Origin of the sequence: Burkholderia sp. IT-111MI5, from assembly GCF_949752865.1 — a bacterium.
Lineage (GTDB): Bacteria > Pseudomonadota > Gammaproteobacteria > Burkholderiales > Burkholderiaceae > Burkholderia > Burkholderia pyrrocinia_C.
The window spans coordinates 1262961-1289751 of record NZ_CATKIF010000011.1 but is presented as its reverse complement, the minus strand read 5'-3'; the positions used below and the strand labels follow the sequence as shown (position 1 = coordinate 1289751).

The 26791-nt window shown below is 68.8% G+C and carries 27 protein-coding genes; 12 read left to right on the top strand and 15 right to left on the bottom strand.

Annotated elements, in window-relative coordinates:
* Positions 1–25: 25 nt before the first annotated feature.
* On the top strand, positions 26–925 hold the full coding sequence (locus ACM6JT_RS14085) for a LysR family transcriptional regulator (RefSeq protein ID WP_414856690.1): 900 nt from the start codon (positions 26–28) through the stop codon (positions 923–925).
* Between the two features lie 141 nt (positions 926–1066).
* On the opposite strand, the gene ACM6JT_RS14080 is transcribed toward ACM6JT_RS14085, so the two are convergent.
* The gene (locus tag ACM6JT_RS14080) at positions 1067–1828 is read right to left on the bottom strand and encodes an isocitrate lyase/PEP mutase family protein (RefSeq protein WP_131946328.1); all 762 of its coding nucleotides are present in this window, start codon (positions 1826–1828) and stop codon (positions 1067–1069) included.
* A complete protein-coding gene (locus tag ACM6JT_RS14075; RefSeq protein WP_414856689.1) occupies positions 1815–2873 on the bottom strand; it encodes a saccharopine dehydrogenase family protein in 1059 nt (352 codons plus the stop codon). Before ACM6JT_RS14075 ends, ACM6JT_RS14080 begins: the two co-directional genes overlap by 14 nt.
* 118 nt (positions 2874–2991) lie before the next feature.
* Here ACM6JT_RS14075 and ACM6JT_RS14070 point away from each other — a divergent pair, with 118 nt between their 5' ends.
* On the top strand, positions 2992–3585 hold the full coding sequence (locus tag ACM6JT_RS14070; RefSeq protein WP_111019597.1) for a TetR/AcrR family transcriptional regulator: 594 nt from the start codon (positions 2992–2994) through the stop codon (positions 3583–3585).
* 30 nt (positions 3586–3615) lie between these two features.
* On the opposite strand, the gene ACM6JT_RS14065 is transcribed toward ACM6JT_RS14070, so the two are convergent.
* Positions 3616–4083: a MarR family winged helix-turn-helix transcriptional regulator gene (locus tag ACM6JT_RS14065; RefSeq protein ID WP_175746637.1), complete on the bottom strand. Its 468-nt coding sequence runs from the start codon at positions 4081–4083 to the stop codon at positions 3616–3618.
* An 81-nt stretch (positions 4084–4164) separates the two neighbouring features.
* On the opposite strand from ACM6JT_RS14065, the gene ACM6JT_RS14060 reads away from it, so the two are divergent.
* The gene (locus ACM6JT_RS14060) at positions 4165–4533 is read left to right on the top strand and encodes a hypothetical protein (protein ID WP_407971643.1); all 369 of its coding nucleotides are present in this window, start codon (positions 4165–4167) and stop codon (positions 4531–4533) included.
* A gap of 96 nt (positions 4534–4629) precedes the next feature.
* Positions 4630–5247 (top strand): glutathione S-transferase family protein, encoded by a 618-nt coding sequence (locus tag ACM6JT_RS14055; protein WP_131946325.1) that lies wholly within the window; start codon positions 4630–4632, stop codon positions 5245–5247.
* 127 nt (positions 5248–5374) lie between these two features.
* On the opposite strand, the gene ACM6JT_RS14050 is transcribed toward ACM6JT_RS14055, so the two are convergent.
* The 4 genes from ACM6JT_RS14050 to ACM6JT_RS14035 form a co-directional block, all read right to left on the bottom strand.
* Positions 5375–6097: an HAD family hydrolase gene (locus tag ACM6JT_RS14050; protein ID WP_407972576.1), complete on the bottom strand. Its 723-nt coding sequence runs from the start codon at positions 6095–6097 to the stop codon at positions 5375–5377.
* Positions 6098–6126: 29 nt separating this feature from the next.
* Positions 6127–7098: an ornithine cyclodeaminase family protein gene (locus tag ACM6JT_RS14045; protein ID WP_414856688.1), complete on the bottom strand. Its 972-nt coding sequence runs from the start codon at positions 7096–7098 to the stop codon at positions 6127–6129.
* A gap of 108 nt (positions 7099–7206) precedes the next feature.
* Entirely contained in the window at positions 7207–8337 is a 1131-nt protein-coding gene (locus tag ACM6JT_RS14040) for a DSD1 family PLP-dependent enzyme (protein ID WP_414856687.1), read from the bottom strand.
* Positions 8338–8467: 130 nt separating this feature from the next.
* Complete coding sequence (locus ACM6JT_RS14035; RefSeq protein ID WP_111019603.1) at positions 8468–9427, bottom strand: LysR substrate-binding domain-containing protein; 960 nt, start codon at positions 9425–9427, stop codon at positions 8468–8470.
* 91 nt (positions 9428–9518) lie between these two features.
* On the opposite strand from ACM6JT_RS14035, the gene ACM6JT_RS14030 reads away from it, so the two are divergent.
* A complete protein-coding gene (locus ACM6JT_RS14030) occupies positions 9519–9725 on the top strand; it encodes a hypothetical protein (protein ID WP_414856686.1) in 207 nt (68 codons plus the stop codon).
* Between the two features lie 19 nt (positions 9726–9744).
* Here the strand turns inward: ACM6JT_RS14030 and ACM6JT_RS14025 are convergent, their stop codons facing one another.
* A complete protein-coding gene (locus ACM6JT_RS14025; protein WP_414856685.1) occupies positions 9745–10659 on the bottom strand; it encodes an NAD(P)/FAD-dependent oxidoreductase in 915 nt (304 codons plus the stop codon).
* 141 nt (positions 10660–10800) lie between these two features.
* Between ACM6JT_RS14025 and ACM6JT_RS14020 the strand changes: the two genes are divergently transcribed.
* The 4 genes from ACM6JT_RS14020 to ACM6JT_RS14005 all read left to right on the top strand — a co-directional run bounded on the left by ACM6JT_RS14020 (position 10801) and on the right by ACM6JT_RS14005 (position 16734).
* Positions 10801–11241, top strand: coding sequence for an Rrf2 family transcriptional regulator (locus ACM6JT_RS14020; RefSeq protein WP_414856684.1), 441 nt, complete (start codon positions 10801–10803; stop codon positions 11239–11241).
* Positions 11242–11501: 260 nt separating this feature from the next.
* Positions 11502–12089: a DUF2760 domain-containing protein gene (locus ACM6JT_RS14015; protein WP_034182056.1), complete on the top strand. Its 588-nt coding sequence runs from the start codon at positions 11502–11504 to the stop codon at positions 12087–12089.
* A complete protein-coding gene (locus ACM6JT_RS14010; protein ID WP_175746616.1) occupies positions 12086–13927 on the top strand; it encodes an Hsp70 family protein in 1842 nt (613 codons plus the stop codon). Before ACM6JT_RS14015 ends, ACM6JT_RS14010 begins: the two co-directional genes overlap by 4 nt.
* Positions 13928–13932: 5 nt before the next feature.
* Positions 13933–16734: an Hsp70 family protein gene (locus tag ACM6JT_RS14005; protein ID WP_414856683.1), complete on the top strand. Its 2802-nt coding sequence runs from the start codon at positions 13933–13935 to the stop codon at positions 16732–16734.
* Positions 16735–16887: 153 nt separating this feature from the next.
* Here ACM6JT_RS14005 and ctlX read toward each other — a convergent pair whose 3' ends face one another.
* Together ctlX and ACM6JT_RS13995 are read right to left on the bottom strand one after the other, a co-directional pair.
* Complete coding sequence (gene ctlX, locus ACM6JT_RS14000; RefSeq protein WP_414856682.1) at positions 16888–17889, bottom strand: citrulline utilization hydrolase CtlX; 1002 nt, start codon at positions 17887–17889, stop codon at positions 16888–16890.
* A gap of 59 nt (positions 17890–17948) precedes the next feature.
* The gene (locus ACM6JT_RS13995) at positions 17949–19028 is read right to left on the bottom strand and encodes an ornithine cyclodeaminase (protein ID WP_034182059.1); all 1080 of its coding nucleotides are present in this window, start codon (positions 19026–19028) and stop codon (positions 17949–17951) included.
* Between the two features lie 295 nt (positions 19029–19323).
* On the opposite strand from ACM6JT_RS13995, the gene ACM6JT_RS13990 reads away from it, so the two are divergent.
* Positions 19324–19755 (top strand): Lrp/AsnC family transcriptional regulator, encoded by a 432-nt coding sequence (locus ACM6JT_RS13990; RefSeq protein WP_006479718.1) that lies wholly within the window; start codon positions 19324–19326, stop codon positions 19753–19755.
* Between the two features lie 39 nt (positions 19756–19794).
* Here ACM6JT_RS13990 and ACM6JT_RS13985 read toward each other — a convergent pair whose 3' ends face one another.
* From ACM6JT_RS13985 to ACM6JT_RS13965, 5 genes are read right to left on the bottom strand one after another with little or no spacing between them, the layout of a single operon-like run.
* Entirely contained in the window at positions 19795–20388 is a 594-nt protein-coding gene (locus ACM6JT_RS13985; protein ID WP_407971635.1) for a peroxidase-related enzyme, read from the bottom strand.
* On the bottom strand, positions 20385–20915 hold the full coding sequence (locus ACM6JT_RS13980) for a CMD domain-containing protein (protein ID WP_243566114.1): 531 nt from the start codon (positions 20913–20915) through the stop codon (positions 20385–20387). Before ACM6JT_RS13980 ends, ACM6JT_RS13985 begins: the two co-directional genes overlap by 4 nt.
* Positions 20916–20960: 45 nt before the next feature.
* A complete protein-coding gene (locus ACM6JT_RS13975; protein ID WP_414856681.1) occupies positions 20961–22385 on the bottom strand; it encodes an NAD(P)-binding domain-containing protein in 1425 nt (474 codons plus the stop codon).
* On the bottom strand, positions 22382–23386 hold the full coding sequence (locus ACM6JT_RS13970; protein WP_414856680.1) for a LysR substrate-binding domain-containing protein: 1005 nt from the start codon (positions 23384–23386) through the stop codon (positions 22382–22384). Before ACM6JT_RS13970 ends, ACM6JT_RS13975 begins: the two co-directional genes overlap by 4 nt.
* Positions 23387–23439: 53 nt before the next feature.
* Positions 23440–23607 (bottom strand): hypothetical protein, encoded by a 168-nt coding sequence (locus tag ACM6JT_RS13965; RefSeq protein ID WP_414856679.1) that lies wholly within the window; start codon positions 23605–23607, stop codon positions 23440–23442.
* 134 nt (positions 23608–23741) lie between these two features.
* Between ACM6JT_RS13965 and ACM6JT_RS13960 the strand changes: the two genes are divergently transcribed.
* The gene (locus ACM6JT_RS13960) at positions 23742–24935 is read left to right on the top strand and encodes an ABC transporter substrate-binding protein (protein ID WP_105389722.1); all 1194 of its coding nucleotides are present in this window, start codon (positions 23742–23744) and stop codon (positions 24933–24935) included.
* Positions 24936–24973: 38 nt separating this feature from the next.
* The gene (locus tag ACM6JT_RS13955; RefSeq protein ID WP_414856742.1) at positions 24974–26785 is read left to right on the top strand and encodes an ABC transporter permease; all 1812 of its coding nucleotides are present in this window, start codon (positions 24974–24976) and stop codon (positions 26783–26785) included.
* Positions 26786–26791: the final 6 nt, after the last annotated feature.

The window sequence follows — 26791 nt, the reverse complement described above, 5'->3', positions numbered from 1 at the left end:
CACGGGTTGTACGAAAAGGCGAACAATGCAAACCGATCTGGGCGATCTGAATGCGTTCATGGCCGTGGCGCGCGCCGGCGGATTCCGCGACGCCGCACGCATGACGGGCCTCAGCGCGTCGGGGCTGAGCGAGGCCGTGCGCCGGCTGGAGGCGCAGCTTGGCGTGCGGCTGCTGCATCGCACGACGCGCAGCGTCGTGCCCACCGAAGCGGGCGAGCGCCTGCTCGCGCGTCTCGGGCCCGCGTTGACCGAAGTGGCGGCGGCGCTCGACGGTATCGGCGAATTCCGCGACAGACCGGCCGGCACGCTGAAGCTCAACGTGCCGCTCAGCGCGGCCCGGCTCGTGTTGCCCGCGATCGTGCCGCGCTTTCTCGATGCGTACCCCGAAATACGGCTGGAGGTGATCGCCGACGAAAATTTCGTCGACGTGCTGGCGGCCGGCTGCGACGCGGGGATCCGCTACGACGAACGGCTCGAACAGGACATGATCGCGGTGCCGATCGGCCCGCGCATTCAGCGGTTCGCGACCGCGGCCGCCCCCGGCTATCTCGACCGTCACGGCCGGCCGCGGCATCCGCGCGAATTGCTCGACCATCGCTGCCTGCGCGGACGCTTCGCGAGCGGCGCGATGCCGCCGTGGGAGTTCGAGCGCGACGGCGAGGTCGTGCGGGTCGAGCCGGCCCCCGGGCCGCTGCTGGTGCAGATCGGCGGTGCGACGGACCTGCTGGTCGACGCGGCGATCGCCGGCACGGGTATCGTGCATCTCTTCGAAGAGTGGCTGCGCCCGCAATTCGACAGCGGCGCACTCGAACGCGTGCTCGAACCGTGGTGGCGGCCGTTTTCGGGGCCCTTCCTCTATTACCCCGGGCGCCGTCTCGTGCCGCCTGCACTGCGCGCGTTCATCGATTTAATCAAGGCATCCTGAGCGTTGCGGGCGGACGTGATGTCTGCCGGGCGACGAGCGCCGCCGGAATGGCGGCGCGATACCGGAAGCGAAGGGACGGTCGGGCCGTGCTCCGATTACATTCGATGTAATCGTTCGGCGCCCGGCCGTCCCGTGAATCCGCTAGCTGCCTTGCTTGACCATCGCCGCAAGCGCTTTCATCGCCTGCAGATACGGATACGGCCCGTGGCTGATACGGGCCACGCCGTATTCGGCGAGTTCGGCCAGCGTCGGCGTTTCCGCGACGCGCATCACGTTCACCGGCAGCGGCGATGCGGCCGTCAGCTTGCGAATGAGCGCGGGCGACCGAAGGCCCGGCACGAAGAGACCGTCGGCGCCGGCCGCCGCATAAGCGCGTGCGCGTGCCAGCGTGGCGTCGAGCAGGCGTTCGTCGTGCGTGTCGGCCGGCGCCTTGAAGAACACGTCGGTGCGCGCATTGATGAAGTAGTCGGCGCCCGCGCGATCGGCCGCCTGCCGTGCCGCCGCGAGACGCGCTGCCGCTGCTTCGACGTCGCGCAATTCGCCCGTCGCCGGAAAACTGTCTTCGAGATTGCAGCCCACGGCGCCGGCCTCGATGCTGAGCGCGATCGTCTCGGCGACATCCTCGGGCCGCTCGCCGTAGCCGCTTTCGAGATCGACGGTGACGGGCAGGTCCGTCGCACGCGCGATCCGTTCGAGCACTTCCATCATGAGTGCGCGCGGCATCTGCTCACCATCGCCGAAACCATTGGCCGCGGCTACCGACCAGCTTCCGGTCGCCAGCGCGACGGCACCCGCGTCGGCCGCAGTGCGCGCGCTGCCGGCGTCCCACACGTTGAACAGCGCCAGCGGCTGGCCCGCGCGGTGAAGCGACCGGAAATACGCGCCTTTCTCATTGCTGCTCATGCTTGTCTCTCCTTGTGAAAACCGGATCGGTGGTCGTGCCGAACGATACTGCCACCGTATCGAGCGCCGCGAGGAAATCGCGCGCATCGAACAATTCGCCGAGGCTGCGCACGCCGCCTGAAACCGCGGCCTTGCCGGTCATCAGGCGTACGGCCGCCTCGACGATGATCGGCGCGCTGACCGCGTAGATGTCGCGTCCCGACGCCGTGACGCGATGCGTCGTGCCGCCCTGCACGACGATCGCGTCCATCGCGAACTGCTGCGCCGAGCGGCCCAGCGCATCGGTCGGCTCGGGCGGCGGCGTGGCGGCATCGCGCACGTCGCGCAGCGCGAGCGTCGCGAGCCACGACTCGATCGTATCGATGCGCAGATGACGCGACAGTGTCATCACTTCCGAAAACGGCAGCAGCGTCACGTCGACGCTGCCGATCGGCGGTGGGAACGGCCACACGCGTTCGCGTGCCGTCGACGGCACGGGCGTCGGTTTGCCATCCTTATGAACGAGCCGCACCGCGCGATTGCGTTCGCCCGTCACGCGCGTGCCGCGCGTCGGGTGCCAGTTGTCGAGGCCGGTCGCGATATCGACGCGATCGATCGGCTTGCGTTGGTCGACGACGGCCGTGACGAGCAGGTCGGCCAGGCCGCCGTAGAACGCCGCGGCGGGAACGACGGTCACGCCCGCGGCGCGCGCACGAGCATCGGCATGTTCGGCCAGCGCCAGCACCGACGGCTGTTCGGCCGTCAGGTCGAGATAGGGGATGCCGGCCCGCAGCGCGGCATCGGCCAGCGGCAGCGCGGTATCGAGGTACGGGCCCGCGCAGTTGATCACGGCGTCCGCGCCGCGCAACGCAGCGTCGAGCGCGGCCGGATCGTCGATCGCCGCGACGCGCGAAGGCGCGACGTCGCGTGTGCCGCTTTCCGCGAGCCGCGCGGCATCGCGGCCGATGCGGATCGCGCCAACGCCGCGCCGGGCCAGTTCGGCGACGACAAACCGCCCGGTGTGACCCGTGGCGCCATAGACCGCAACCGTCTTTCGATCGTCCATGATCAACTCCGCTACAGAACGGTCTGTTTTATAGTACAGACCTGTAGCGTCGTCAACCCCGCGGTGCTATGATCGGTCCACTGTTGCGGTACGGGCGGCCCTGGAAGGCCGAGTCGGGATGAAAAAGGGAATAGACACACAAGGCGGCGCGCTCGATACACGCGAGCGCATTCTGCAAACGGCCAGCGAGCTGTTCTACCGGGAAGGCACACGCGCGGTCGGCGTGGACCTGATCGTCGCGCAGGCGGGCGTCGCGAAGACGAGCCTCTATCGTCACTTCACGACGAAGGACGACCTGATCGAGGCGTTCCTGCTGCGCGAGGACGCGGACTTCTGGGCGCATTGGGATGCGGTGGCGCAGCAGTACAAGCGCACGCCGCGCGAGGAACTGGATGCGCAGCTTCAATGGATCGGCGAGCGCATTGCGCGCCCCGGCTATCGCGGCTGCCCGCAGATCAACATCGCCGCCGAATATGCGGACGACAACCATCCGGCCCGCAAGGTCGCCGTTGCGCACAAGCAGGAACTGCGGCGCCGGCTGACCGAGCTGGCGAGCGCGATGCGAGTCGACGAACCGGAAATTTTCGCGCTGCGGCTCGCGACCGTCATCGACGGCGCGCTGAGCAGCGGGCGTGCGCTGCACGAGCGCGGCCCCGTGCATTTCCTGCAGGAATTCGCGCAACTGCTGCTGCCGAAGAAGGGCAGGAAGTAACGCGGCACGCGTCGCGATCCGTGCGCCGGTTCAGCCGCGCGCAGCCGGATCTTCCGACAGCGCGCGCAACTGGCCGCGCAACAGATCGACTTCCCCCGGCGCGAAGTGCCGTTCGATATCGGCATGCGTCTGCTGCCACAGCGGAAACGCGTCGGCCAGCAGCTCGTGGCCGGCCGGCGTCAGTTCGAGCAGGCGGCTGCGCCCGTCGTCCGGATCCTGCATGATCGTGACGAGCCCGCGCCGCTCGAGCGGCTTGAGCGCGGCGGTCAGCGTCGTGCGGTCCATCGCGAGCAGCGACGCGACCGATTTCATCGGGGCCGGCTGCGGCCGGTTCAGCGACATCAGCAGAGAAAACTGGCCGTTGGTCAGATCCAGCGGACGCAGCACATCGTCGAAGATGCGCGCAAGGTTGCGCGCCGCGCGCTGCATGTGCAGGCACAGGCAGCAATCGCGCACCATCAGCGTCGTTTCGAAAGGGAGCTTTTCTTTTCGTGCCATGTTGCAATTGTGTTGATATCAACCTATCTTGTCAAGGTCGAGGTGCGGCAGCCCGCCGCGCCCGTCACCGAAGGAGAAAGCATGAGTGCTCAACAGCAGTTGTATCTCGCCGTATTCCTCGGCAGCAAGGACAGCCCGCAGATGAAGGCGTGGGTCGCGCTTTCGGACCAGGAGCGGCGCGCGAAAGAGCAGGAAGGCATCGCCGCATGGAAGGCGTGGGTCGAACGCCATCGCGACGCGGTCGTCGAGCTGGGCGGGCCGCTTGGCAAGACCAAGACCGTCGACGCCGGCGGCGTGAAGGACACGGCCAACGCGATGGGCGCGTTTTCGGTCGTGCGTGCTGCTTCGCACGACGCGGCGGCCGCGATGTTCGAAGGCCATCCGCATTTCACGATTTTCCCGGGCGAGAAGATCGACGTGATGCCGGTGCTGCCGATTCCCGGCGTGTGAGCGACGCCGGTCGCAGCGTGTCGCGTTGCGTCGATGCGTCGATGCGCCGTGGCCTGCATGCGGAGATTTTCCCGACATTCTGGATGGAGACATGCGATGAAGCTTTACGGATTTGCCGGCACCCGCTCGCAACGTGCGCTGTGGGGGCTGAAGGAACTGGATGCGGATTTCGAATTCGTGTCGGTCAACCTGCTCGCGGGCGAGCACAAGCGGCCCGAATTCCTGCGCATCAATCCGGCCGGCAAGGTGCCCGTGCTGGTGGACGGTGACCGCGTGATTCCCGAGTCGGCCGCGATCGTGCTGTATCTCGCGGACAAGTACCCGGAGAAGGCGCTGCTGCCGATCGATCCGGCGCTGCGCGCCCAGGCCTATCGGTGGGTCATGTTCGCGGTGACGGAGCTCGAGCAGCCGCTGTGGCGGATCACGCGGCACACGTTCCTCTATCCGCCCGAGAAGCGCTCGCCGGCCGACATCGAACTGGCGCGCGAGGATTTCGCGACGATGGCCGCGATCCTCGACAAGCATCTCGAAGGGCGCGAGTTCATCGTCGGCGATACGCTGACGGTGGCCGATTGCGTGACGGCCTACCTGATCGACTGGGCCAGCGAATGCAACCTGATCGAACCGTTTCCGCAACTGCGGGCGTATCTCGACCGGCTGTATGCGCGGCCGAAGGCGCCGCAGCGGATTGCGGAGGCGCGCAAGGCGGCGTGACGGGGCGGTGGTCGGTCATGCGCTGCATCGGCATGGCCGACCGCGATGTTTGCGCAAGGGGCAACCGGCGGTCAGACGCGTTTCACAGCGGTGCGGCATGCAGCGTGAGCGCGGCGCGCGCATGCGGTCACGATACGTTGTCGGGCCCGCCGAGCGCGCGACACAGCATCGACAGGTCGCGGAGCGTGAGGTGCGGCGTCGCGCCATGCTGAGGATTGCGTGCCACGTCCGGCTGTTGGTCGCGAACCACCCATGCCGCCTGAAGCCCCGCATTCAATGCACCGACGACATCGAGGTGGAAGTCGTCCCCCACATGCAGCAATTCCGCCGGACGCACGTCGAGCGCCTCCGCCGCCGCATGGAATATTTCGGGTTCCGGCTTCGCGATCCCGAACACACGCGCGCTGAGCGTTTCCCGAAAGAATTCGCCGCCGCCGGTCAGCCGGAGGTCCGCGTTGCCGTTGGTCACTGCGATCAACGGAAACCGCGCGCTCAGCCATGCCAGTGCCGGCAACGCGTCTTCATAGAACTCGACCCGGTTCCGGGCGGCATAGAAGACTTCGTACGCACGTTCGGTAAGCGCGACATCTTCGTTTGCGCGTTCCAGCGCAAGCCTGATCGATCCGATTCTCAACGCACGATAGTCGCTGACGAGGTCAGGACACAAACGTTCGTATTCCTCACGTAGCTCGCTCAGTGCCTGTTGCGTGGGCAGCACGCTCGCGGTATCGGGCGCGTGCTCGATCAGCCACGCGCGAAGTGTCGCTTCGGCGCGTTCGACGGACGGCCCGAACGGCCACAGAGTGTCGTCCAGATCGAACGAGAGGGCGGATACGTCAGGCAGGCGCATGGCGGATGACGGTGCGGGGGGGAGGGTGTTCACCACGGCCATGGTACTGAGGTTCCTGTGCCATTTTCAAGGGCACGTTCATACAGGAAACGCGCGACAGTCAGATCCTGGAGCGCGAGTCCGGTCATGTCGAATACGGTGATGTCGCTCGGCGAGCGGTCGATCGACGCCGTTCCGGCGAGCAGGTCGCCGATTTCGGTGCGCGGCAGATCCGGTGCCCACTGACACTCGCCGATGCTGCGCGCCTGATCGTGATCGTCGACGAAAATACGCGCGCGTTCCAGCACGCCGGCCGGAAGTTCGCGCTTGCCCGCCGTGTCTGCGCCCACGCAGGTCAGATGGGTACCCGGCTGAACCGCATCCGCATCGAACAATGCGCCGCCGCCTGGCGTTGCCGTGATGACCACGTCGCTGCTGGCCACCGCGTCGTTCCGATCGCGAGCGACGCGGATCGCGCATCGTTCGCGGAACGCCGATTCGAACACCGGGTCCGGCTCGCCGCCGACGTTCACGTACTGCACCGTGCAACGTTGCGGCAGCAGCCTGAGCGCGTATTCGAGCTGGACGCGCGCCTGCACGCCGGTGCCGAACACGCAGATCCGCGTGCTGTCGCGGCGGGCCAGCAGTTGCAGCCCGAGTCCGCCAGCGGCACCGGTCCGCGCGGTGGTGATCGCGTTGCCGTCCATGATGCAGAGCGGGCGGCCCGTGGCCGGATCGAACAGCGCGACGGTTGCCTGATGCGGCTCGCCGCCGCGGGCCCGGTTGCCGGGCCAGAATCCGGCCGCCTTGAACCCGAGCAGATCCTGGCTCGCGACGTCGCCGGACTTGATGCCGAATACGCCACCGGTGTGCAGCTTCTCGCGGACCACCGGGAACACGCGTCCGGCCCTTTGGCTGTGCAGCACGAAAGCTTCCCGCACCGCGGCCATCACTTGCTCGGCCTGAAGGGCGGGTTCGACGGCATCGCGGTCGAGAAGAAGGAGTCGGGCGTCTGTCGGCATGTGGGATCAGGCTTTCCGCCGCAAGGCGAATCAGGATATTTTAAAGTGTGTCCAGATTTAGACAAATAGTCAATGCGTGGGCGGAATGGCGTCGATGTGGGGTGCCGCTCACCATCCGTAGAAGCGCGGCCATGCGTGTGCGGTGCCGTCGTCGCCGATGGCTTGATACTCGGGATGTTGCGCGCCGGTGGCGCACGCGTGGTTCGGCAGGATGCGCAGGCGCGTTCCGATCGGAAGCCGCTGCGCAATGCTCGTGTCGGGCGAGCCAGTGCGCGACACGACGCCGTGCTCCTGGTTCGCTGCGCTCACGACGTAGTCGCCGAGCACTTCGCCGTCTTCGGTGCAGACCTGCCCGTAGCCGAAATCGCGGGCCTGGCGCTGCGTGCCGCGGTCGCGGCTCATCGCCATCCAGCCCGCGTCGACGATCGCCCAGCCTTTCTCTTCCTGATGCCCGATGACGGTCGTCAGCACCGACAACGCGATGTCGGACAGCTCGCACACGCCGACGTTGTGCATGACGAGGTCGAACAGCGCATACACGCCGGCGCGGACCTCGGTGACACCGTCGAGGTTTTCCGCCGACAGTGCAGTCGGCGTCGAACCGATACTGACCACTGGGCAGGGCAACCCGGCGCCCCTGAGGCGCTCCGCGGCTCGCACGGTGCGGCTGCGCTCCTGTTCGGCGATCGCCACCAGCGCGTCCCGCGTGTTGTAGTCGTAGCTGGAGCCCGCGTGCGCGAGCACCCCGCCCAGCATCATCCCGCCGTCGACCAGTGTGCGGCCCACGTCGATCAGCAGGTCGTCTTCGGGCGGGACGCCCGAGCGATGGCCGTCGACGTCGACCTCGATCCAGACTTCGAAGCGCTCGCCGTGCTCGCGCCCGAATGCGGCGATTGCGTGCGCGGCCTGCAGACTGTCGGCGACGATCTTCAGGTCGCAGCCCTGCCGGCGCAGCGCAAGCGCCTGGCTCAGCTTCGTGGGCACCATGCCGACCGCATAGACGATGTCCCGGACGCCGCCCGCGAAGAACTGCTCGGCTTCCTTGAGCGTCGACACCGTGATGCCCTGCGCACCCGCTGCGATTTGCGCGTCGACGACTTGCCGGCATTTGGTGGTCTTGACGTGCGGCCGGAACCTGACGCCGAGTGCGTCCAGATGCGCCTGCATGCGATCGATGTTGCGACGCATGCGGCCGACATCGATCAATGCGGCCGGGGTGTTGAGGGTTTGAATGTCCACGATGCGTTGCCTCTGAGTGTTGCCGACGCGAACACTGTAGGGCAACCGACGGTCACGATGTTTAACGCGTGACTAATCCATCATTAAGCGACGTTTAATTGAGAATGAATCTCCCGGACCGTGGCGCGGCTCATGCCTTGCCGCGCCACGGCGGCGGATCGAGGAACTGCCGCGCAGCTTCGAGAAAAACCCGTTGCCGCGCGGATCGGCCGGTGCGCGACGGCAACAGCGCCGTGACAGGTGCGGGCGGCAGGCTCCAGTCGGGCAGCAACCGGACGAGCTTGCCGTTCGCCAGCAGCGGGGCGACGTCCCATTCCGAGCGTTCCACGATCCCGAGCCCGGCCAAGGCCCAATCGGTGATGACGGTGCCGTCGTTGGAGGACAGCGCGCCCGTGACGCGGATCACGGTCGACCGTCGGGACTCGTGTCGATCGTCGCCGCTCGGCGAGAAGCGCCATCGCGGAATGTCCTCGTCGTTCTCGCGCAGGCACAGGCAGTCGTATCGGGCCAGGTCGGAAGGATGATTCAGCTCCTTGATGCGACGCGCGTAGCCGGGGCTTGCACACAGGAAACGCTCGTTGGGCGCGAGCGGATAGCCGATCCACGACGAGGACTTGAGGCTGCCGACGTGCACGACCACGTCGGCAGCCGATGCGCTCGTCAACGGGCTCTCCGACAGGTGGAGCGAAATTTCGAGCTTCGGATGCGCGCGTTGCACGTCGCGCACGATCCGCGCGACGTACTTGCGCCCGAAACCGAACGGGGCGACGACGCGCAGCGTGCCTTGCACGTCGCCGTGGTCGCCCGAGATGCTGACCGGCAGCGCCTCCACGCGCTCGAGGATATCGACGGCTTCCTGGTACAGCCGTTGTCCTTCGTCGGTCAACGCGATCCCTTGCGACTGCCGCACGGCGAGCCGTGCGTTCAATCGCGCCTCCATTCGCTGCAGGCGAATCGTGACCGCGGGCGGCGTGAGATCGAGCAGGCGCGCCGCAGCGGCCAATGAACGCGACGCGCCGATCGCGCGAACGAGTCGAAGGTCGTCGAGATCGAGCATTTCATGTCTCTTAATGCCGGTGTTGCCGAGCATTAAACCGCACATCACGCCGCGAATCCATCGATGCGGCGAAATGCCGGCGCGGATTCGGGCAACGGGGCTCGACGCCGTGATCGCGCCGCTGATGCTCACGAACGTCTATACGATGGCCGGCTCGTCGTCGGCCGCGTTGATCGTGCTGCTTGTGCTCGCGTGCTGGGGCCGGTGGCGGATCAACGGGTGCGAGACGCAGCGGATTTCGCTGGAGGAGTGCAGCACGGAGGGTGGTGCGGAACCGGCGGCGGAACCGGCGGCGGATGCGGCGGCGGATGCGGCGGCGCGCGTCTCGTGATCTCCGGCTGCACGCCGCGTCACGCGTGCAGCCCGAAAATCAGCGACCGATGCGCGGCGATCCCCGCCGTCACACCGGATGCCGACGCGAACGTCGCGTTGGTCATCGGCGTCGACGCGTCGCCGGCCGCGAATACCCCTGCGACGCTCGTCTGCTTCCACGTATCGACTCGGACGACCGGGCCGAGCGGCCCTTCGTCGAACGCGCAACCGAGCTGCTGCGCGAGATCGCTCGCCATTTCCGTGCGCGCGCCGACGAACAGCGCATCGATCGGCACGACCTGCCCGTCGGCGAGCCGCAGCGCTTCGATACGCGGTGCGTCGCCAAGAATTTCAACGATCGGCGACCGCTCGATGCGCACGCCGCGCGCGTCGAGCAACGCGGATTCTTCTTCATTCGGATCGACCACGCCCTGCGTGAACCATGTCGTCGGGCCCCAGTCCGGAATCAGGATCGCCTGATGCACGGAAAGCGGATGCGTGGCGAGCACGCCGAGCCGCTGGCCACTTACCTCGTACCCATGGCAATACGGACAATGCAGCACGCTGATGCCCCAGCGTTCCGCGAGCCCCGGCAGCGCGGGCAGTTCGTCGCGGATGCCGGTCGCGAGAATCAGCCGGTCGGCGCTCGCGCGGCGGCCGTCCGACAGCGTCACGTGGAAGCGGCCGTCGGCATCGCGCTCGGCCGTGCTCACTTCGCCGTCGAACCGCTGCACGGTCGGATACGCGTCGAGTTGCGTGACGGCTTCGGCAACGATCTGCGCGGGCGGCTTGCCGTCCTGCCCGAAAAAGCCGTGCGCGTGTTCGGCAAAGCGGTTGCGCGGCCGGCCTGCGTCGATCACGAGCACGCGGCGTCGCGCCCGCGCCAGCTGCATCGCGGCCGACAGCCCCGCAAAGCTGCCGCCGACCACGATCACTTCATGATGGTTATGCATGCATCCGCTCCTGTTCCTGAACCTGCGTGAATGACGGACGTGTCCCGATGGCGGCCAACTCATGAAACACGTGAAGTTGCATGATAGGGCGATGGTATCATTCATGCAACTTCAGAAGTTTCGAGAAAGGGGGCGCCGCCCGTGAGAACCGACAGCCGTTTGTCGCGCATGCTGCATGCGCTGATCCACATGGACCAGGCCGACGGCCCGCTGACGTCGGAGGCGATCGCGACGATGCTGTGCACGAATCCGGTCGTCGTGCGGCGCCTGCTCGGCGGCCTGCGCGACTGCGGCTACGTGCAGTCGGAGAAAGGGCACGGCGGCGGCTGGGTGCTGAGCGTCGCGCTCGACGACATCACGCTGCTCGACGTCTATCGCGCGGTGGGCGAGCCGCCGCTGTTCTCCGATCTGGTGCCCGAGGACGAGCCCGAATGCCTGGTCGAACAGGCCGTCAACGCGCATCTGTCGGCGACGTTGAAGGATGCCGAAGCATCGTTGCTGGCGCGCTTCGGCGAAGTCACGCTCGGCATGCTGTCGCGCGATATCGAAGCGAAGGCTGCGCTGCGGGGCTACACGCGCTGACGCGCCGCAGCATCCCGATCGATCGCGCCTGACGTGCAATCCGGCGCGATCCGGCGCGGCCCAAACCGTCGCGCCGAGATGTTCTGTCCCCCGACTTCTGCCCGGTTCGCCCGCCACAGGGCAAAATACGGGTTTTCCGCACCCGCGAGGGCGCGTCCGAATCACGCGCCGGGCGGCGGCAGTGCGCATCGCGCACGCCGCCACCGGGCGCCCAGGCAAGATTGCTCGCCCAGTCGCGAGCCCACAGGAGTCCAGACCCCATGCCCGAATCCAACCTGTCCTTCTTCGGCCGGCTGTCGCTTGCCGTCGGCACGTTCTTCTCCGTGCTCGGCAACCGCGAGTTCGCGGCCGGCGTGCTGCGCGTGCGCGATGGCGCCCCGGCACCGGTCGCGCCGGCACCCGCGGCCGCACCGGCCCCGGCGCCCGCACCTGCGCCCGTGAAGGCCCCGGCGCCCGAGCTGCGCGAAGCGAGCCCGCAGGCCGCGCTGCAACTGCTCGGCCTACTGCAGCGCGATGCGCGCTTCATCGACTTCGTCGAGGAAGACATCGCCGGCTACGCGGACGCCGACATCGGCGCGGCCGCGCGCCTCGTGCACGACGGTTGCCGTGCGGCGCTGCGCGAACACTTCACGATCGTGCCGGTGCGCGACGAAGCCGAAGGCAGCCGTGTGACGCTGCCGGCCGGTTTCGACGCGACGGCCGTGCGCGTGACGGGCAACGTGGTCGGTTCGGCGCCGTTCACGGGCACGGTCAGCCATCGCGGCTGGCGCGTCGCCGACGTGCGCCTGCCGAAGCTGACGGGCAGCCACGACGCATCGGTGGTCGCACCGGCGGAGGTGGAACTGTGAGCGATCCGCGCTATTCGATCGGTATCGACCTCGGTACGACCCACTGCGCGCTGTCGTACGTCGACAGCACCGCCAGCGACGGCGAAAAGATCACGCAGCAGGTGCTGCCGATCGCGCAGCTCACCGCGCCCGGCGCGCTGGAGTCGCGCGACCTGCTGCCGTCGTTCCTCTATCTGCCGCATGAAAGCGAACTGACGCAGGGCGACCTGACGCTGCCGTGGACCACGTCGCGCAACTTCGCGGTCGGCGAGATGGCGCGCACGCGCGGCGCCGGCACGCCGATCCGCCTCGTGTCGAGCGCGAAAAGCTGGCTGTGCCACCCGGGCGTCGACCGCCGCGCGGCGATCCTGCCGAGCGATGCGCCGCCCGAGGTATCGCGCGTGTCGCCGCTGGAAAGCTCGATCCGCTACCTGACGCACCTGCGCGAAGCGTGGGACCACGCGCATCCGGATGCACCGTTCGCCGACCAGGACGTGACCGTGACGATCCCCGCATCGTTCGATCCGGCCGCGCGCGAACTGACGGCCGAGGCCGCGCGCGCCGCCGGCTACACGCGGATGACGCTGCTCGAGGAGCCGCAAGCCGCGCTGTACAGCTGGATCCAGAAGAGCGAAGGCGGCTGGCGCAAGCAGGTGCAGGTCGGCGACCTGATCCTGTGCGTCGACGTCGGCGGCGGCACGACCGACCTGTCGCTGATCGCGGTGGTCGAGCGCGACGGCAATCTCGAACTGCATCGTGTGGCGGTCGGCGAGCACATCCTGCTCGGCGGCGACAACATGGACCTCGCGCTCGCGCACGTGGTTGCGCGCAAGCTCGCGCAGCAGGGCACGCAGGCCGATCCGTGGCAACTGCGCGCGCTCACGTACGCATGCCGCGCCGCGAAGGAAACGCTGCTGTCCGACCCGACGACCGACGCGGTGCCGCTCGTCGTGCCGAGCCGCGGCTCGAAGCTGATCGGCGGTTCGATCCGCACGGAGCTCACGCGCGCGGAACTCACGCAGACGATCCTCGAAGGCTTTTTCCCGCAGGTCGATGCGGCCGCGCGCCCGGTGAGCCGCGCGCGCGTCGGCCTGACGCAGCTCGGCCTGCCGTATGCGCAGGATGCGGGCATCACGCGCCACCTCGCGGCGTTCCTCGGCCGCCAGGTCGCGGCGCTCGACACGCTCGAAGGCGTGCAGCGCACGCTGCCGCAGGGCGCGACGTTCCTGCATCCGACGGCCGTGCTGTTCAACGGCGGCGTGTTCAAGTCGGCGCTGCTCACGCAGCGCGTGCTCGATACGCTCAACAGCTGGCTGGCCGCCGAAGGCGCGCCGCCCGCGCGCCTGCTCGAAGGCGCCGATCTCGATCTCGCGGTCGCGCGCGGCGCGGCTTACTACGGCTTCGTGAAGCGCGGCCGCGGCGTGCGCATTCGCGGCGGCACGGCGCGTGCGTACTACGTCGCGATCGAATCGGCGATGCCCGCGGTGCCGGGGCTCGAACCGCCGGTGCAGGCGCTGTGCGTCGCACCGTTCGGGATGGAGGAAGGCTCGGACGCGGCGCTGCCGCCGCAGGAGTTCGGCCTCGTCGTCGGCGAGCCGGTGCAGTTCCGCTTCTTCGGTTCGTCGGTGCGCCGCCAGGATCAGGTCGGCACGCTGCTCGACTACTGGTCGCCGGAAGAATTGCAGGAGCTCGAGGAAATCCAGGCGACGCTGCCTGCCGAAGGGCGCACGACCGGCGAGATCGTGCCGGTGAAGCTGCATGCGCGCGTGACCGAAGCCGGCACGCTCGAACTCGAGGCGATCCCGAGCGGCACGAACGAGCGCTGGAAGGTCGAGTTCGACGTGCGCGGCGCCGCCTGAGCGCGATGAAGCGCTATACGGTCGGCATCGACCTCGGCACGAGCAATACGGTCGTCGCATACGTCGAGGCCGGCTCCGACGCGATCCGCGTGTTCGACGTCGAGCAGCTCGTCGGCCCCGGCGCGGTGGCCGCGCAGCCGCTGCTGCCGTCGGTGCGCTATCACCCGGCGGCCGGCGAGCTCGCGGCGGACGCATTGAGGTTGCCGTGGCAGGCGGCCGGCGCGCGCGACGCGGCCGCCCGTTCGGGCGGCGGCCGTGACGGCGGGTCAGCCGGTCGTGACAGCGGTGCTGGTGACGCGCTGCCGGCCGTGATCGGCCGCTATGCGCGCACGCTCGGCGCACAGGTGCCGGGCCGGCTCGTATCGAGTGCGAAGAGCTGGCTGTCGCACGCATCGGTCGACCGGCTCGCGGCGATCCTGCCGTGGGGCGCGGCCGACGGCGTCGACAAGGTATCGCCGGTCGACGCGAGCGCGAGCTATCTCGCGCATGTGCGCGACGCGTGGGATGCCCGTTTTCCCGACGCGCCGCTCGCGAAGCAGGACGTGATCCTGACGGTGCCCGCGTCGTTCGACGACGGCGCGCGCGCGTTGACGGTCGAGGCCGCGCGGCGCGCGCGGCTGCCCGCGCTGCGGCTGCTGGAAGAGCCGCAGGCCGCGTTCTACGACTGGCTGTACGGTCAGCGCGCGACGTTGCGCGACACCTTCGCCAATGCGCGGCGGGTGCTGATCTGCGACGTCGGCGGCGGCACGACCGACCTCACGCTCGTCGATGTCGCACCGGGCGACGACGGCGAGCCGACCTTTACGCGCGTCGGTGTCGGCAACCACCTGATGCTCGGCGGCGACAACATGGACCTCGCGCTCGCGCGCCTGGTCGAGACGCGGCTGACGGAGCCCGGCACGCGGCTGTCGGCCGCGAGCCTGTCGCAGCTCGTCGAGCGCTGCCGTGCGGCGAAGGAGCGGCTGCTCGGCGACGATGCACCGGCGTCCGTCACCGTGACGCTGCTCGGCGCGGGCAGCAAGCTCGTCGGCGGCGCGCGTTCGGCTGAACTGACGCGGCAGGAAGTCGAACAGATCGTCGTCGACGGTTTCTTTCCGCAGGTCGAGGCCGGCGAACTGCCGCGCCGTGCGCGAGCCGCGATCGTCGAATTCGGGCTGCCGTATGCGAGCGACCCGGCCGTCACGCGGCACGTCGCCGCGTTCCTGAACCGTCATGCGGAAGGCCCGCTGCCCGACACGCTGCTGCTCAACGGCGGCGTGTTCCGCGCGGGTGCGCTCGCCGGCCGTCTCGCGCAGACGCTCGGTGCGTGGCGCGGCGCGCCGCTCGACGTGCTGCACAACGCGCATCCGGACGTGGCCGTCGCGCGCGGCGCGGTGGCCTACGGGCTCGCGCGCGCCGGGCATGCGCCGCGCATCGGCGGCGGTTCCGCGCGCAGCTATTTCCTCGTACTCGACGATGGCGCCGGCGACGCAGCCGCGCGCGGCGTCTGCCTGCTGCCGCGTGGCGCGGAAGAGGGCCGCGAGATCCGGCTCGAGGATCGTACGTTCGCGCTGCAGCTCGGGCAGCCGGTGCGTTTCCACCTCGTGTCGACGGTGGCCGAGACCGCGTATCGCCCTGGCGATCTCGTTGAATTGAAGGACGGCGATTTCGTGCGGCTGCCGCCGATCGCGACGGTCGTCGAGCGACAGGCGGGCAGCGATGCGCGCGAAACGCCGGTGAAGCTCACCGCGTCGCTGACCGAGGTCGGCACGCTCGAAATGCATTGCATCGCGACCGACGACGCGGCACGCCGCTGGCGGCTCGAATTCCAGTTGCGCGGCGATGCGCCGGCGCACGGCGGCGACGATGCGCCCGCGCGGCATCCGCGTCTCGACCAGGCCATCGAACTGATCGAGCGCTCGTTCGGCAGCAAGGCCGCGGACGTCACGCCGAAGGACACGCGCCGGTTGCGCGCGCAGCTCGAACAGGTGCTCGGCGCGCGCGAAGAATGGGACGTCGCGCTCGCGCGCGAACTGTTCGACGCGTTGCTTGCGCGGGTGCGGCGGCGCCGGCGCTCGGCCGATCACGAACGCGCGTGGCTGAACCTCGCCGGTTATTGCCTGCGTCCGGGCTTCGGCCATCCGCTCGATGCGTGGCGCATCGAGCAGCTGTGGCCGCTGTTCGACGACGGGATTCAATATGTGAACGACGGGCAGGTGTGGTCCGAGTGGTGGACGCTGTGGCGGCGCGTGGCCGGCGGCCTCGACGACGATGCGCAGACGCAGGTGCGCGACGCGATCGCGTTCCTCGAACCGTCCGACGACAAGCGGCGCAAGCTGCCGTTCGATCCGGGCAAGGTCGGCCCTGCCGACATGACGCGGCTGTCCGCGTCGCTCGAACGGCTGCCCGTCGAGCGCAAGGTCGAGCTGGCCGAACGCCTGATCGTGCAATTGCAGAAGCCGGCGGACCGTGCGCTGTGCGCGTGGGCGCTCGGGCGCATTGGGGCGCGCCGGCCGTTCTACGGCAGCGCGCACAGTGTCGTGCCTGCGGAAGTCGCGAACGGCTGGCTCGACGCGCTGTTCGCGCTCGACTGGAAGCAGGTCGAGCCGGCCGCGTTCGCGGCCGCGCAGATTGCGCGTATGACCGGCGACCGTTCGCGCGACCTGCCGGACGATACGCGCGACGCGGTGATCAAGCGTCTGTCGGCCGCGAATGCGTCGGCCGCATGGATCGACATGGTGCGCGAAGCGATCGCGTTCGACGAAGCCGACACAGTGCGCGTGTTCGGCGAGACGCTGCCGGCCGGGTTGAAGCTGCTGGCTGGGTGAACTGCGCGGCGGGTTCCGGTATCGTTCGGATGCCGGAGCATTCCGCGGCGCTGCCGATGCGGGCCGACGCCCGCCGATTCCATGCCCTTCGAACAAGAAAACGGCTGCCGTTGCATCGCATCGGCAGCCGTTTTCGCTTTGCCAGCCTGTCGGTCAGATCTGCGGCGTCGTCTCGCGCGGCGATGCGGTCGATTCCACGGCGATCGCATCCGGCGCCGTCGCCCGCCGCGCGAGATGAATCCCCGCGAGCATGCAGCGCACCGACCCGCCGGCCAGTTCGATCGTCGGCACGTCGAGCGGCAGCAGCCGCGCGGAGCGCTCGATCGTCGCGCGCTGGTCGGGTGTGAGGCAATCGAACGCACGCCGCGACAGCGCGAGCACGCGTCCGTTTCTTCCAGACAATTCCAGCGTATTGCCCGCGAAGTTCGCGATCTGCGACTGATCGAGCGCGATCACCGCGCGTCCCGTTTCGGTCAGGCGTTGTGCGATTTCGTCACGGCGCCGGCGGTCGGCGATCAGGTCGAGGCCGACCATTGCGAACTCGGTTGCGACGCTCATCATCACGTTCGTGTGATAGATCGGGCGCCCGTCGGCATCGGCCGTATCGAAGCAGATCGGCTCGAAATTGAAGTGCGTGCAGAAGCGTTCGAGCGCGACCGGATCGGCGCGGCGCGAACGCGCGGTGTATGCGATCCGCGCGACATGGTCGAGCACCATCGCGCCGGTGCCTTCCAGGAACACGTCGTCGTATTCGAGGCCCGAATAGTCGATCACGTCCTGCACGCGATACTCGGCCTTCAGCATCTCGACGATGTCCGCACGCCGCTCGCGGCGGCGGTTCGGGCTGTGCATCGGATACAGCGCGACGTGGCCGCCCGGATGCGTCGAGAACCAGTTGTTCGGGAACACGGAGTCGGGCGTGTCGCGCTCGCCGTGGTCGTCGAACACGTGCACGCGCACGCCCGCGTCGGCGAGCGTCTGCGCGGCGGCCGTGACTTCGTCGAGCGCGGCGGCGGATACCGACGACGTGTCAGCTGCGCCGCCTCCGGCCGTGCGCTGGAACGCATTGTCCGCCGCGGTCTGCGGGTTCGGCAGGAAGCGGTGCGGCCGGATCATCACGACGGCGGCCGGCGCCTGGATCGATACGAGATTCATGGAAGGCAGGAGCGAAAGGCAGGGAACCGGGCGGCGCACAGGCCACCCGGCGATGACGGTCAGCGCGCGAATGCGGCGACGGCTTCGGTGACGAATGCCGCGTGACCCTGCGCGATCGCTGCCGGATCGTCGATCAGCGCGAACAGGTTCTTCGGGTCGACGGCCGGCGGAATCAGCGCGATCTCGACGCCCGCGTTGTGCTGCTGCGCGAGTGCGTACAGGTAGCGCAGCGCCGAATAATCCTCGAGCGCGAAGCCGACCGAGTCGAACACCGTGACCTCGTCCGCGCGTTCGCGGCCGGTCGTTTCGCGCTGCAGCACGCGCCACAGCTCGGTGACGGGGAAGTCGGCCGGCATCTGCTGGATCTCGCCCTCGATGCGGGACTGCGGCTCGAATTCGACGAACACGCGGCCCGCGTGCAGCACGCCCGCTTCGAGCTCGGTCTTGCCGGGGCAATCGCCGCCCACGGCGTTCAGGTGCATGCCGGGCTCGACCATGTCGGCCGTGACGATCGTCGCGTACGCCTTGTCGGCGGTGACGGTTGTCACGATGTCGGCGCCGCGCACGGCATCGGCGGTCGACGCGGCGCGCACGACGCGCAACTTCGGATACGCGGCGAGGTTCTGCACGAGCTTGTCGGTCGCGAGCGGATCGACGTCGAACACGCGGATTTCGTCGATGCCGAGCAGCGCGTGGAACGCGATTGCCTGGAATTCGCTCTGCGCGCCGTTGCCGATCAGCGCCATCGTGCGCGCGTCGGGCCGTGCGAGTACCTGCGCGGCGAGCACCGACGTGGCGGCCGTGCGCAGCGCGGTCGTCAGCGTGAGTTCGGCGAGCAGCAGCGGGTAGCCGGTATCGACTTCGGCGAGCGCGCCGAATGCCATCACCGTGTGCATTCCACGCGCCGCGTTGACGGGGTGGCCGTTCACGTACTTGAACGCGAACAGCGACGCGTTCGCGACGGGCATCAGTTCGATCACGCCGTCGCGCGAGTGGCACGCGACGCGCGGCGACTTGTCGAAATCGGCCCAGTGCAGGTAATCGGCGCGCAGCGTGTCGACGAGTTCGCGCAGGAACGTCGTGACGCCGGTCCTGGCGATCAGTCGGGCGGTGGCGGGAACGTCGAGGAAGCGAGTCATCGGTCTGTCTCCATTGTCTTTGCCGGTACGGGTGTCCTGCCATTCCGGTCGACCGGGCGGTGCTTGGGCTCGGGCGCGGGCTTGCTGAAAAGCGGCGGCGCGGCTCATTCGGCCGGTCGATGGAGTCATTATTTCCGGGAGTCGAGCCAACAAAAAGACGGCAAAAGCGGCAGATTTATCGATAGACTTGGCAAATTGCCAGCCATATCCGGCAGTTTGTCAGGTCTGTGCTGGTCGGAATGCGCAGCCTCCGGCACGCTGGCGGCCGGTTCACGCTCAACAGGAAGGCCCGCACATGATTACGCTCGACGACGTCGACCGGCAGCTCATCGCACTGCTGCGCGACAACGCGCGACTACCCGTCGTCGCGCTGGCGAAGGAATTGCGCGTCGCGCGCGCGACCGTGCAGAACCGGCTGACTCGGCTGGAGAAAAACGGCGTGATCGTCGGTTATACGGTGCGGCTCAAGCCGGCGGCCGAACGGCACCGGATCCGCGCGCTGATGTCGATCGCGGTGCAGGGCAATCGCGGCGCGGAAGTGGTGAAGGTGCTGCGCGGGCATCCGAACGTCGCATCGATCCACAGCACCAATGGGCGCTGGGATCTCGTCGCCGAATTGCATGCCGATTCGCTCGAGCATTTCGATCGCGTGCTCGGCGCGATCCGGTTGATCGACGGGATTGCGAATACCGAGACGAGTATTTTGTTGTCGACGCACAAGGCGTGACGCGGGCATGGCCCGCGTGCAGGCGTGCTCGCAAGCGCGTCAGGCGCTTGCTGCCGACTCCGGAAACACCGGCTCCCCCAGCGTCAGCATCAACCGGTTTGCCCACGCGAAGATCGCGACCGCGTGCGACAGGTCGAGAATCTCCTCATGTGTCAGCCCTTCGGCTTCAAGCGCGGCGATATCGTCCGCGTCGATCGTATCGGGCCGTTCGGTCAGCGCGATCGCATAACGCACGATCACGCGTTCGCGTGCCGTCGTGCCGGCCGTCGCCGGATCGTCGAACACCTGCTCGATCGCATCGGTGCGTTTCGCGAGCTGTGCGAAGCGCTGCGCATGCACCGACGCGCAATACACGCAGCCGTTCACGCGCGACACGGCCGTGCTGGCGAGTTCGCGCTCCGCGCGCGACAGCCCGCCGGGGCCGTACATGATCGCGTTGAACACGCCCGAGCGCTGCCGCAGGATTTCGGGCAGGTGGACGAGCAGCAGGTAGTAGTCGGATGTTTTCGCGTGCGGGTGGCTCGCTTCGAGCACCGCAAGCTGATCGGGCGTCGCGGCATCGAGCGATACCGTGTCGAGCCACGCGCGCCAGCCGAGCGTTTCGGACGTGAAGCCGTGGGCGGCCGTCGTCATGCGGCCTCCTTTGCGGCGCGTGCCTGAAGCGCTTGCGCGGCAGCCGCGACGCGCAACTGATACGCGACGAACGCAACCAGCTGCGACAGCGCGACGATCGCGGGCGTCGTGAGTCCGGCCGACTTCAGTGCATCGAGATCGGACGTGCGTGCGTCGACGGGCGCCTGTGTCAATAGCCGCGCATGAGCGAGGATCGCGCCAAGTCGCGGGGCAAGCGTGTCGAACGCATCGGCGTCGGCGCGCACGATGTCCTCGGCGGTGCCGCCCGCATCGAGCAGCCGCGTGCGATACGTCGAGGCCAGTGCGTGCGCGTTCGATTTCTGCGCGACGTATCGTGCCGCATGCAGTCTTTCGACCAACGAAAGATCGGGCAACGCCGGATCGAATAGCGCGGCTTCGCTCAGCCGCGTATGGAGCAGCACCTTGTCGCGCGCGCGGCGCAGCGCGGTCACGGCATCGCCGTCGCGCAGGCCGGCTACTGCGTCGATCGTATCCGGCGCAGCGGCCGGCGTGATGGATTCAGTCATCGTTTCAGGTTCCCTTCGTCGTTTATGTGATCGATGAACGTGCGCTCATGCGTCGTCGTCGCGCCATTCGTCGCCTTGCAGCTCCGCATTCGCATACGCGACGAGCGCGTCGTAATGCCGGTCGCGGTCGGCGTCGAACAGCCGGCTCGCGATGCCGCGCGCGAGCCGTTGAGCACCCGCGCTGATGGCCGGGATATCGCCGGACAGCTTGCCGTGGCTCAGGCTCGCCGCATGGTTGAAGCAATGAATCCGCGTGACGGCAGGGCACGCACCGCGCTCGCGCTCCTGGAACGCAAACGCGGGGCCGAGATCGGGCGATTCGGCGAGCTCGTCGAGCCATGCACCCGGTTCGGGTCGATAGCGGTCCTTCCAGCGCCGCACGTGCTGCCCGAACGACGCGAATTCCGCGCGCGTCGTCCAGTCCGAATGAAAGCCCGTCGCGAAGATCAGGAAGTCGACGGTGTAGCGTCCGCGCGTCGTCGTCACGTCGAGGCCGTCCGCACGTTCGGCGAGCGTCTCGATCGGGCTGCCCGCGTGAAAATGCGCGTGCTCGTGGCGCGACACGCGCAGCACGCTGTCGCGCGGCGGCGGCGTCTGCGACGTCAACGCGTAGTGCATGAAGCGCCACTTCGTCTCATCGTCGAGATCGGCGTAGCCGTGCACGAGGCCCGGGCTGCCGATGCCGGTCAGCTTGTTGATGCGCGGAATGTCCGCGCGGCGGAAGAACAGATCGACGCGCGCGGCGCCGGCTTCGAGCGCGGTGCCCGCGTTGTCGAATGCGGATGCGCCCGCGCCGACCACGCCGACGCGCTTGCCCGCAAGCGCCGCGAAGTCGATCGGCTCGGACGAGTGGGCCCAGTGCGTGCGCGGTGCTCGTTGTACGACGGGCGGCACGTACGGGCCGCCGAGGCCGTCGCGGCCGGTCGCGAGCACGACGTGCCGCGCGAGCAGGGTCTGCGCTTCGCCGTTGCCGCGCACATCGAGCGCGAGCAGCCCGTCGTCGCGCGGGCGCAGCGCGACGAGCGTGGTGTCGTTGCGTACCTGCAGGTCGAGCACGCGCCGATACCAGCGCAGGTAATCCATCCATTGCGTGCGTGGAATCTTGTAGAGCGCATCCCACGCGTCGCGGCCGTATTGCGCCTCGAACCACGCGCGGAACGTCAGCGCGGGCAGGCCGAGCGCGGGGCCCGCGAGCTGCTTCGGCGAGCGCAGCGTGTCCATCCGCGCGAACGTGACCCACGGCCCTTCGTAGCCGGCCGGCGCGCGGTCGATCACGCACTGGTTGTCGATGCCGAGCAGGCGCAGTTCGGCGGAAGCCGCGAGCCCCGCCATGCCGCCGCCGACGATCGCGACGTCGAGCACGCGCGTGCCGTCGGCCTCGCGCGGCGGCACCCACGACGGCGCGGGCAGGTCGAGCCAGCGCAAGTCCTGCGCGAGCCGCGCTTCAAGTGCGTCGAGCGGCGTCGTCATGCGGCCTCCGGGCGGGTGCGGCGTGCACGTGTCGTGCGAGGCGGGCGTTCGCTGCGCAGCCGGTCGCCGCGCAGCAGCGCGTCGTGCGCGGCGGCGTCGTGAAAGGTCACGTCGTCGAGCAGCGCGCGCGTCGTGCGGTGCAGCGCGTCGAGCAGCGCATCGACGGCCGCGGTGCGCGCCTTGCCGGCCGGCGTCGCGACGCCGAACGCGAACGGGATGTCGACGTCGAGCGGGCGCGCGACGACGCCGTCCACCGGCAGCGCGACGCCCGTGGCCGGATCGACGATGCCGATCCCGATGCCCGCGCGCGCGGCCATCACCGCATTCAGCGACGCATTGGTTTCGATAAACACGCGCGCATCGACGCGCGCGGCCGCGAATGCCGCATCGATCCGCTGGCGCAGCCGGTGCCGGTTCGCGACCGTCACGATGCGGCGGCGCGCGAGATCGCGCAGCGCGATGCGCGGCTTCGCCGCGAGCGGATCGCCGGCGGGCAGCACGGCGACGCATGGCGTCTGCGCGATCCAGTGCACGTCGAGCCCCGCGTGCGCCATCGGCAGCGTGACGACGGCGATATCCGCCGTGCCGGCCAGCACTTCATGCACGACATGCTCGGCCGATTCGCTGCGCAACTGGTAGTGCGGCGCGTGCGCGCTGTCGGGCAGCGCAGCGAGCGCGGCCGGCACGAGCGTGGCCGCGAGCGACGGCGTCGCCGCGATGCGCACGGGTTCGGCCGTTTCGTCGCCGAGCGCGCGTGCCCGTGCCTCGATCGCGCGCAGGCCGACCAGCGAGCGCTCGACTTCCTCGTACAGCAGGAACGCGCGCCGCGTCGGCGTGACGCGCGGGCCGTGCCGGTCGAACAGCGCGTAGCCGAGATCGGCTTCGAGCTCCTGGATCTGGCGCGTGACGGCCGGCTGCGAGCGGCCGAGCAGTTCGCCCGCGCCGGTCACGCTGCCGGCCGACATGACCGCGGAAAAGGCTTCGAGTTGATGCAGCTCCATGACGCGTTCCGATGATGCGATTTGCGCATTGTAGGAGTGCGAGCATGCGCGATTCATATAATGATTTTTGCTATCGACAGCGCGAAAACTGCGAAGCGCGCGATCTTCGCGATGGCCGGCGGCGCGTACGTGCGCCTCGGCTGAGAGGGGAGCCGCGCGGGAAACCGCAATCGAATCAACGCGATGCGATGCACGCAGATGCACAGCACGATGCGTCGCATGCGAATGGCCATCCGCGCGCGTCATCCGCTTCGCGCCGCACGCGATATCGATATGCGCAAAACTTCGTTGGATCGCCCTGAACCGGATGGTTACATGCCCTCACTCTTTTCGACTGACTGAAGGTGGGGGCGGCATGAACGTTTCGGGGAACGACGCACGCGGCGCATGGCGGCGCGTGCTGGGCACGGTGGCGGCGCTCGCTGCCGCATGGGGCTTGTCGACGGGCGGCGCGCTCGCGGCGGGCGTGTCGGGCGAGCCGGTGGTGGTCGGCGTGAGCGGGCCGTTGACGGGCCAGGACGCGCAATACGGCGAGCAATGGAAGCGCGGCTTCGATCTCGCGCTCGACGAGATCAACGGCAGCGGCGGCATTCACGGCCGGCCGCTCGCGATCGATTTCCAGGACAGCCGCAGCGACCCGCGCCAGGCGGTGGCGATCGCGCAGAAGTTCGTCGCCGATCCGCGCATCGCGATCGAGCTCGGCGACTTCTCCAGCGCGACGTCGATGGCCGCGTCGCCGATCTACCAGCGTGGGCAACTGATCCAGTTCGGCTTCACGAACTCGCATCCGGATTTCACGAAGGGCGGCGATTACCTGTGGAGCACCGCGCTGAGCCAGGCCGAGGAGCAGCCGCTGCTCGCGCGCTACGCGGTGAAGGAACTCGGCTTCAAGCGGATCGCGGTGCTGTACCTGAACACCGACTGGGGCCGCACCAGCAAGGACATCTTCGCGAAGGCAGTGGCCGGGCTCGGCGCGCAGGTCGTCGCGGCCGAGGGCTACCAGCCGGCGGAGAAGGATTTCCGCTCGACGCTCGTGCGGATCGGCGCGTCGAAGCCCGATTCGATCGTGCTGATCTCGTACTACGCGGACGGCGCGCAGATCGTGCGACAGGCGCGCACGTCGGGCGTCACGCTGCCGATCGCGGCGGTCGGCTCCGTGTATTCGCCGAAATTCCTCGAACTGGGCGGCGCGGCCGTCGAAGGCGTCTATACGGAATCGAACTTCTTCCCGGCCGAGCCGCGCCCCGAGGTGCAGGCGTTCGTGCAGCGCTATCGCGCGAAATTCCACGCCGATCCCGATTCGTTCGTTGCGCGCGCATACGACGCGCTGATCCTGTCGGCCGAGGTGCTGCGCCGCTACGGCACGACGCGCCAGGCCGCGCACGACGGTTTCGCGAAAGTGAGCGACGTGCCGAGCGTGATCTTCGGCAAGGTGCGCTTCGATCCGCAGACGCGCCGCGTCGCGGGCGCGCGTACCGTGTATCTCGTCGTGAAGCAGGGGCAGTGGGCGCTGTGGGACGGCGCGAAGCCGCAGCTCGCCGCGCGCTGATTCCGAATCAACCGCATGCAAGTGACGGACGCATCGTGATGGCTTCCTGGCTCGACTACACGCTCAACGGCCTCATCGTCGGCAATATCTACGCGCTGCTCGCGGTCGGGCTCGCGCTGATCTTCGGCGTGTCGCACCTGATCAACTTCGCGCACGGCTCGGTCTACATGGTCGGCGCGTTCATCGGCTGGCTGTGCCTGACGCGCTTCGGGCTGCCGCTGCCGGTCGCGCTCGCGGCGGTCGTCGTCGGCTGCGGCGCGCTCGGCATCGCGATCGACCGGATCGGGCTGCGGCCGCTGCGCCACGCGGCGCGGATCGCGCCGCTGCTCGCGACGATCGGCATCAGCTTCATCCTCGACCAGCTCGCGCAGCTCGCATTCGGCGCGGACCCGCGCGCGGTGCCGACGCCGCTGCCCGACTGGCACCTGCGGATCGCCGGCGCGACGCTCGGCTCGCTCGACCTGCTGATCGCGGGCATCGGCATCGCGGCGGCCGCGCTGCTGTACGGCTTTCTGCGTTTCACGCGGCTCGGCTGGGCGGTGCGCGCGACCGCGCAGGATCGCGACGCGGCGCTGCAGATGGGCGTCGACGTCGATCGCGTGAACCAGACGGTATTCGCGATCGCGTGCGCGCTCGGCGGCGTGAGCGGGCTGCTGGTCGGCATGTACTACAACAGCATCGATCCGGCGATGGGCTTCCAGGCGACGCTGAAGGGCGTCGTCGCACTGCTGATCGGCGGGCTCGGCAACGTACCGGGCGCGATCGCGGGCAGCCTGCTGCTCGGTCTCGTCGAAAGCTACGGCGTCGCGCTGTTCGGCACGAGCTATCGCGACCTGTTCGCGTTCGGGCTGCTGATCGTGTTCCTCGTGTGGCGGCCGAACGGCTTGTTCAGCGCGAACCGCGCGCTGCCGCCCGAACCGATGACGGGCACCTTTCTCGCGGCCGCGAAAGCCGTGCGCGTGCCGCGCCCGGTGCTCGCCGTGCTGATCGCGCTGGCGGCCGTGCTGCCGTGGCTCGGCGCGTCGCCGTACGTGCTGCAGACGCTGACCAACGCATGGCTGTACGGCCTGCTCGCGCTGAGCCTCACGCTCGTCGCGGGCACGGTCGGGCAGATCTCGCTCGGGCACGCGGCGCTGCTCGTGATCGGCGCGTATGCGTCGGCGCTGCTGTCGTCGGATCTCGGCTGGTCGCCGGCCGTGACGATCCCGTGCGCGGGCGCGATCACGGCCGTGCTCGGCACGCTGCTCGTCTATCCGGCGTTCCGGCTGCGCGGGCATTACGTGTCGATCGCGACACTCGGCATCGGCGAAGTGGTGAGCCTCGTGATCCTGAACTGGGACGGCCTCACGCGCGGCCCGCTCGGCATCACCGGCATCGCGCCGCTGCCGTGGGCAGCGACCGCGCGCGCCGCGTACTGGTTCACGTTCGCGGTGCTCGTGGTGTTCGCGCTCGTGCAGGTTCGGCTGCTGCGCTCGCATCTCGGCCGCACGCTGCGCGCGGTGCGCGAGGACGACGTTGCCGCTCGCGCGCACGGCATCGCGCCGAACCGCTACAAGGCGATCGCGTTCGCGGTCGGCGGCGTGGCGGCCGGCGTGAGCGGCGGCATCGCCGCACACCTGTACAGCTACATCAATCACCAGACCTTCGATTCGCAGGTGTCGATCCTCGCGCTGACGATGGTGATCCTCGGCGGGCTCGGCAACGTGCTCGGCGGCATCGCCGGCGCGGTCGCGCTGATCGGGCTGCCGGAGCTGTTCCGCTGGGCGGCCGACTACCGGATGCTGATCTACGGCGTCGTGTTGCTGCTGCTCGTCCGGTTTCGGCCGCAGGGCCTGCTCGGCACGGTGTGAGGAGGA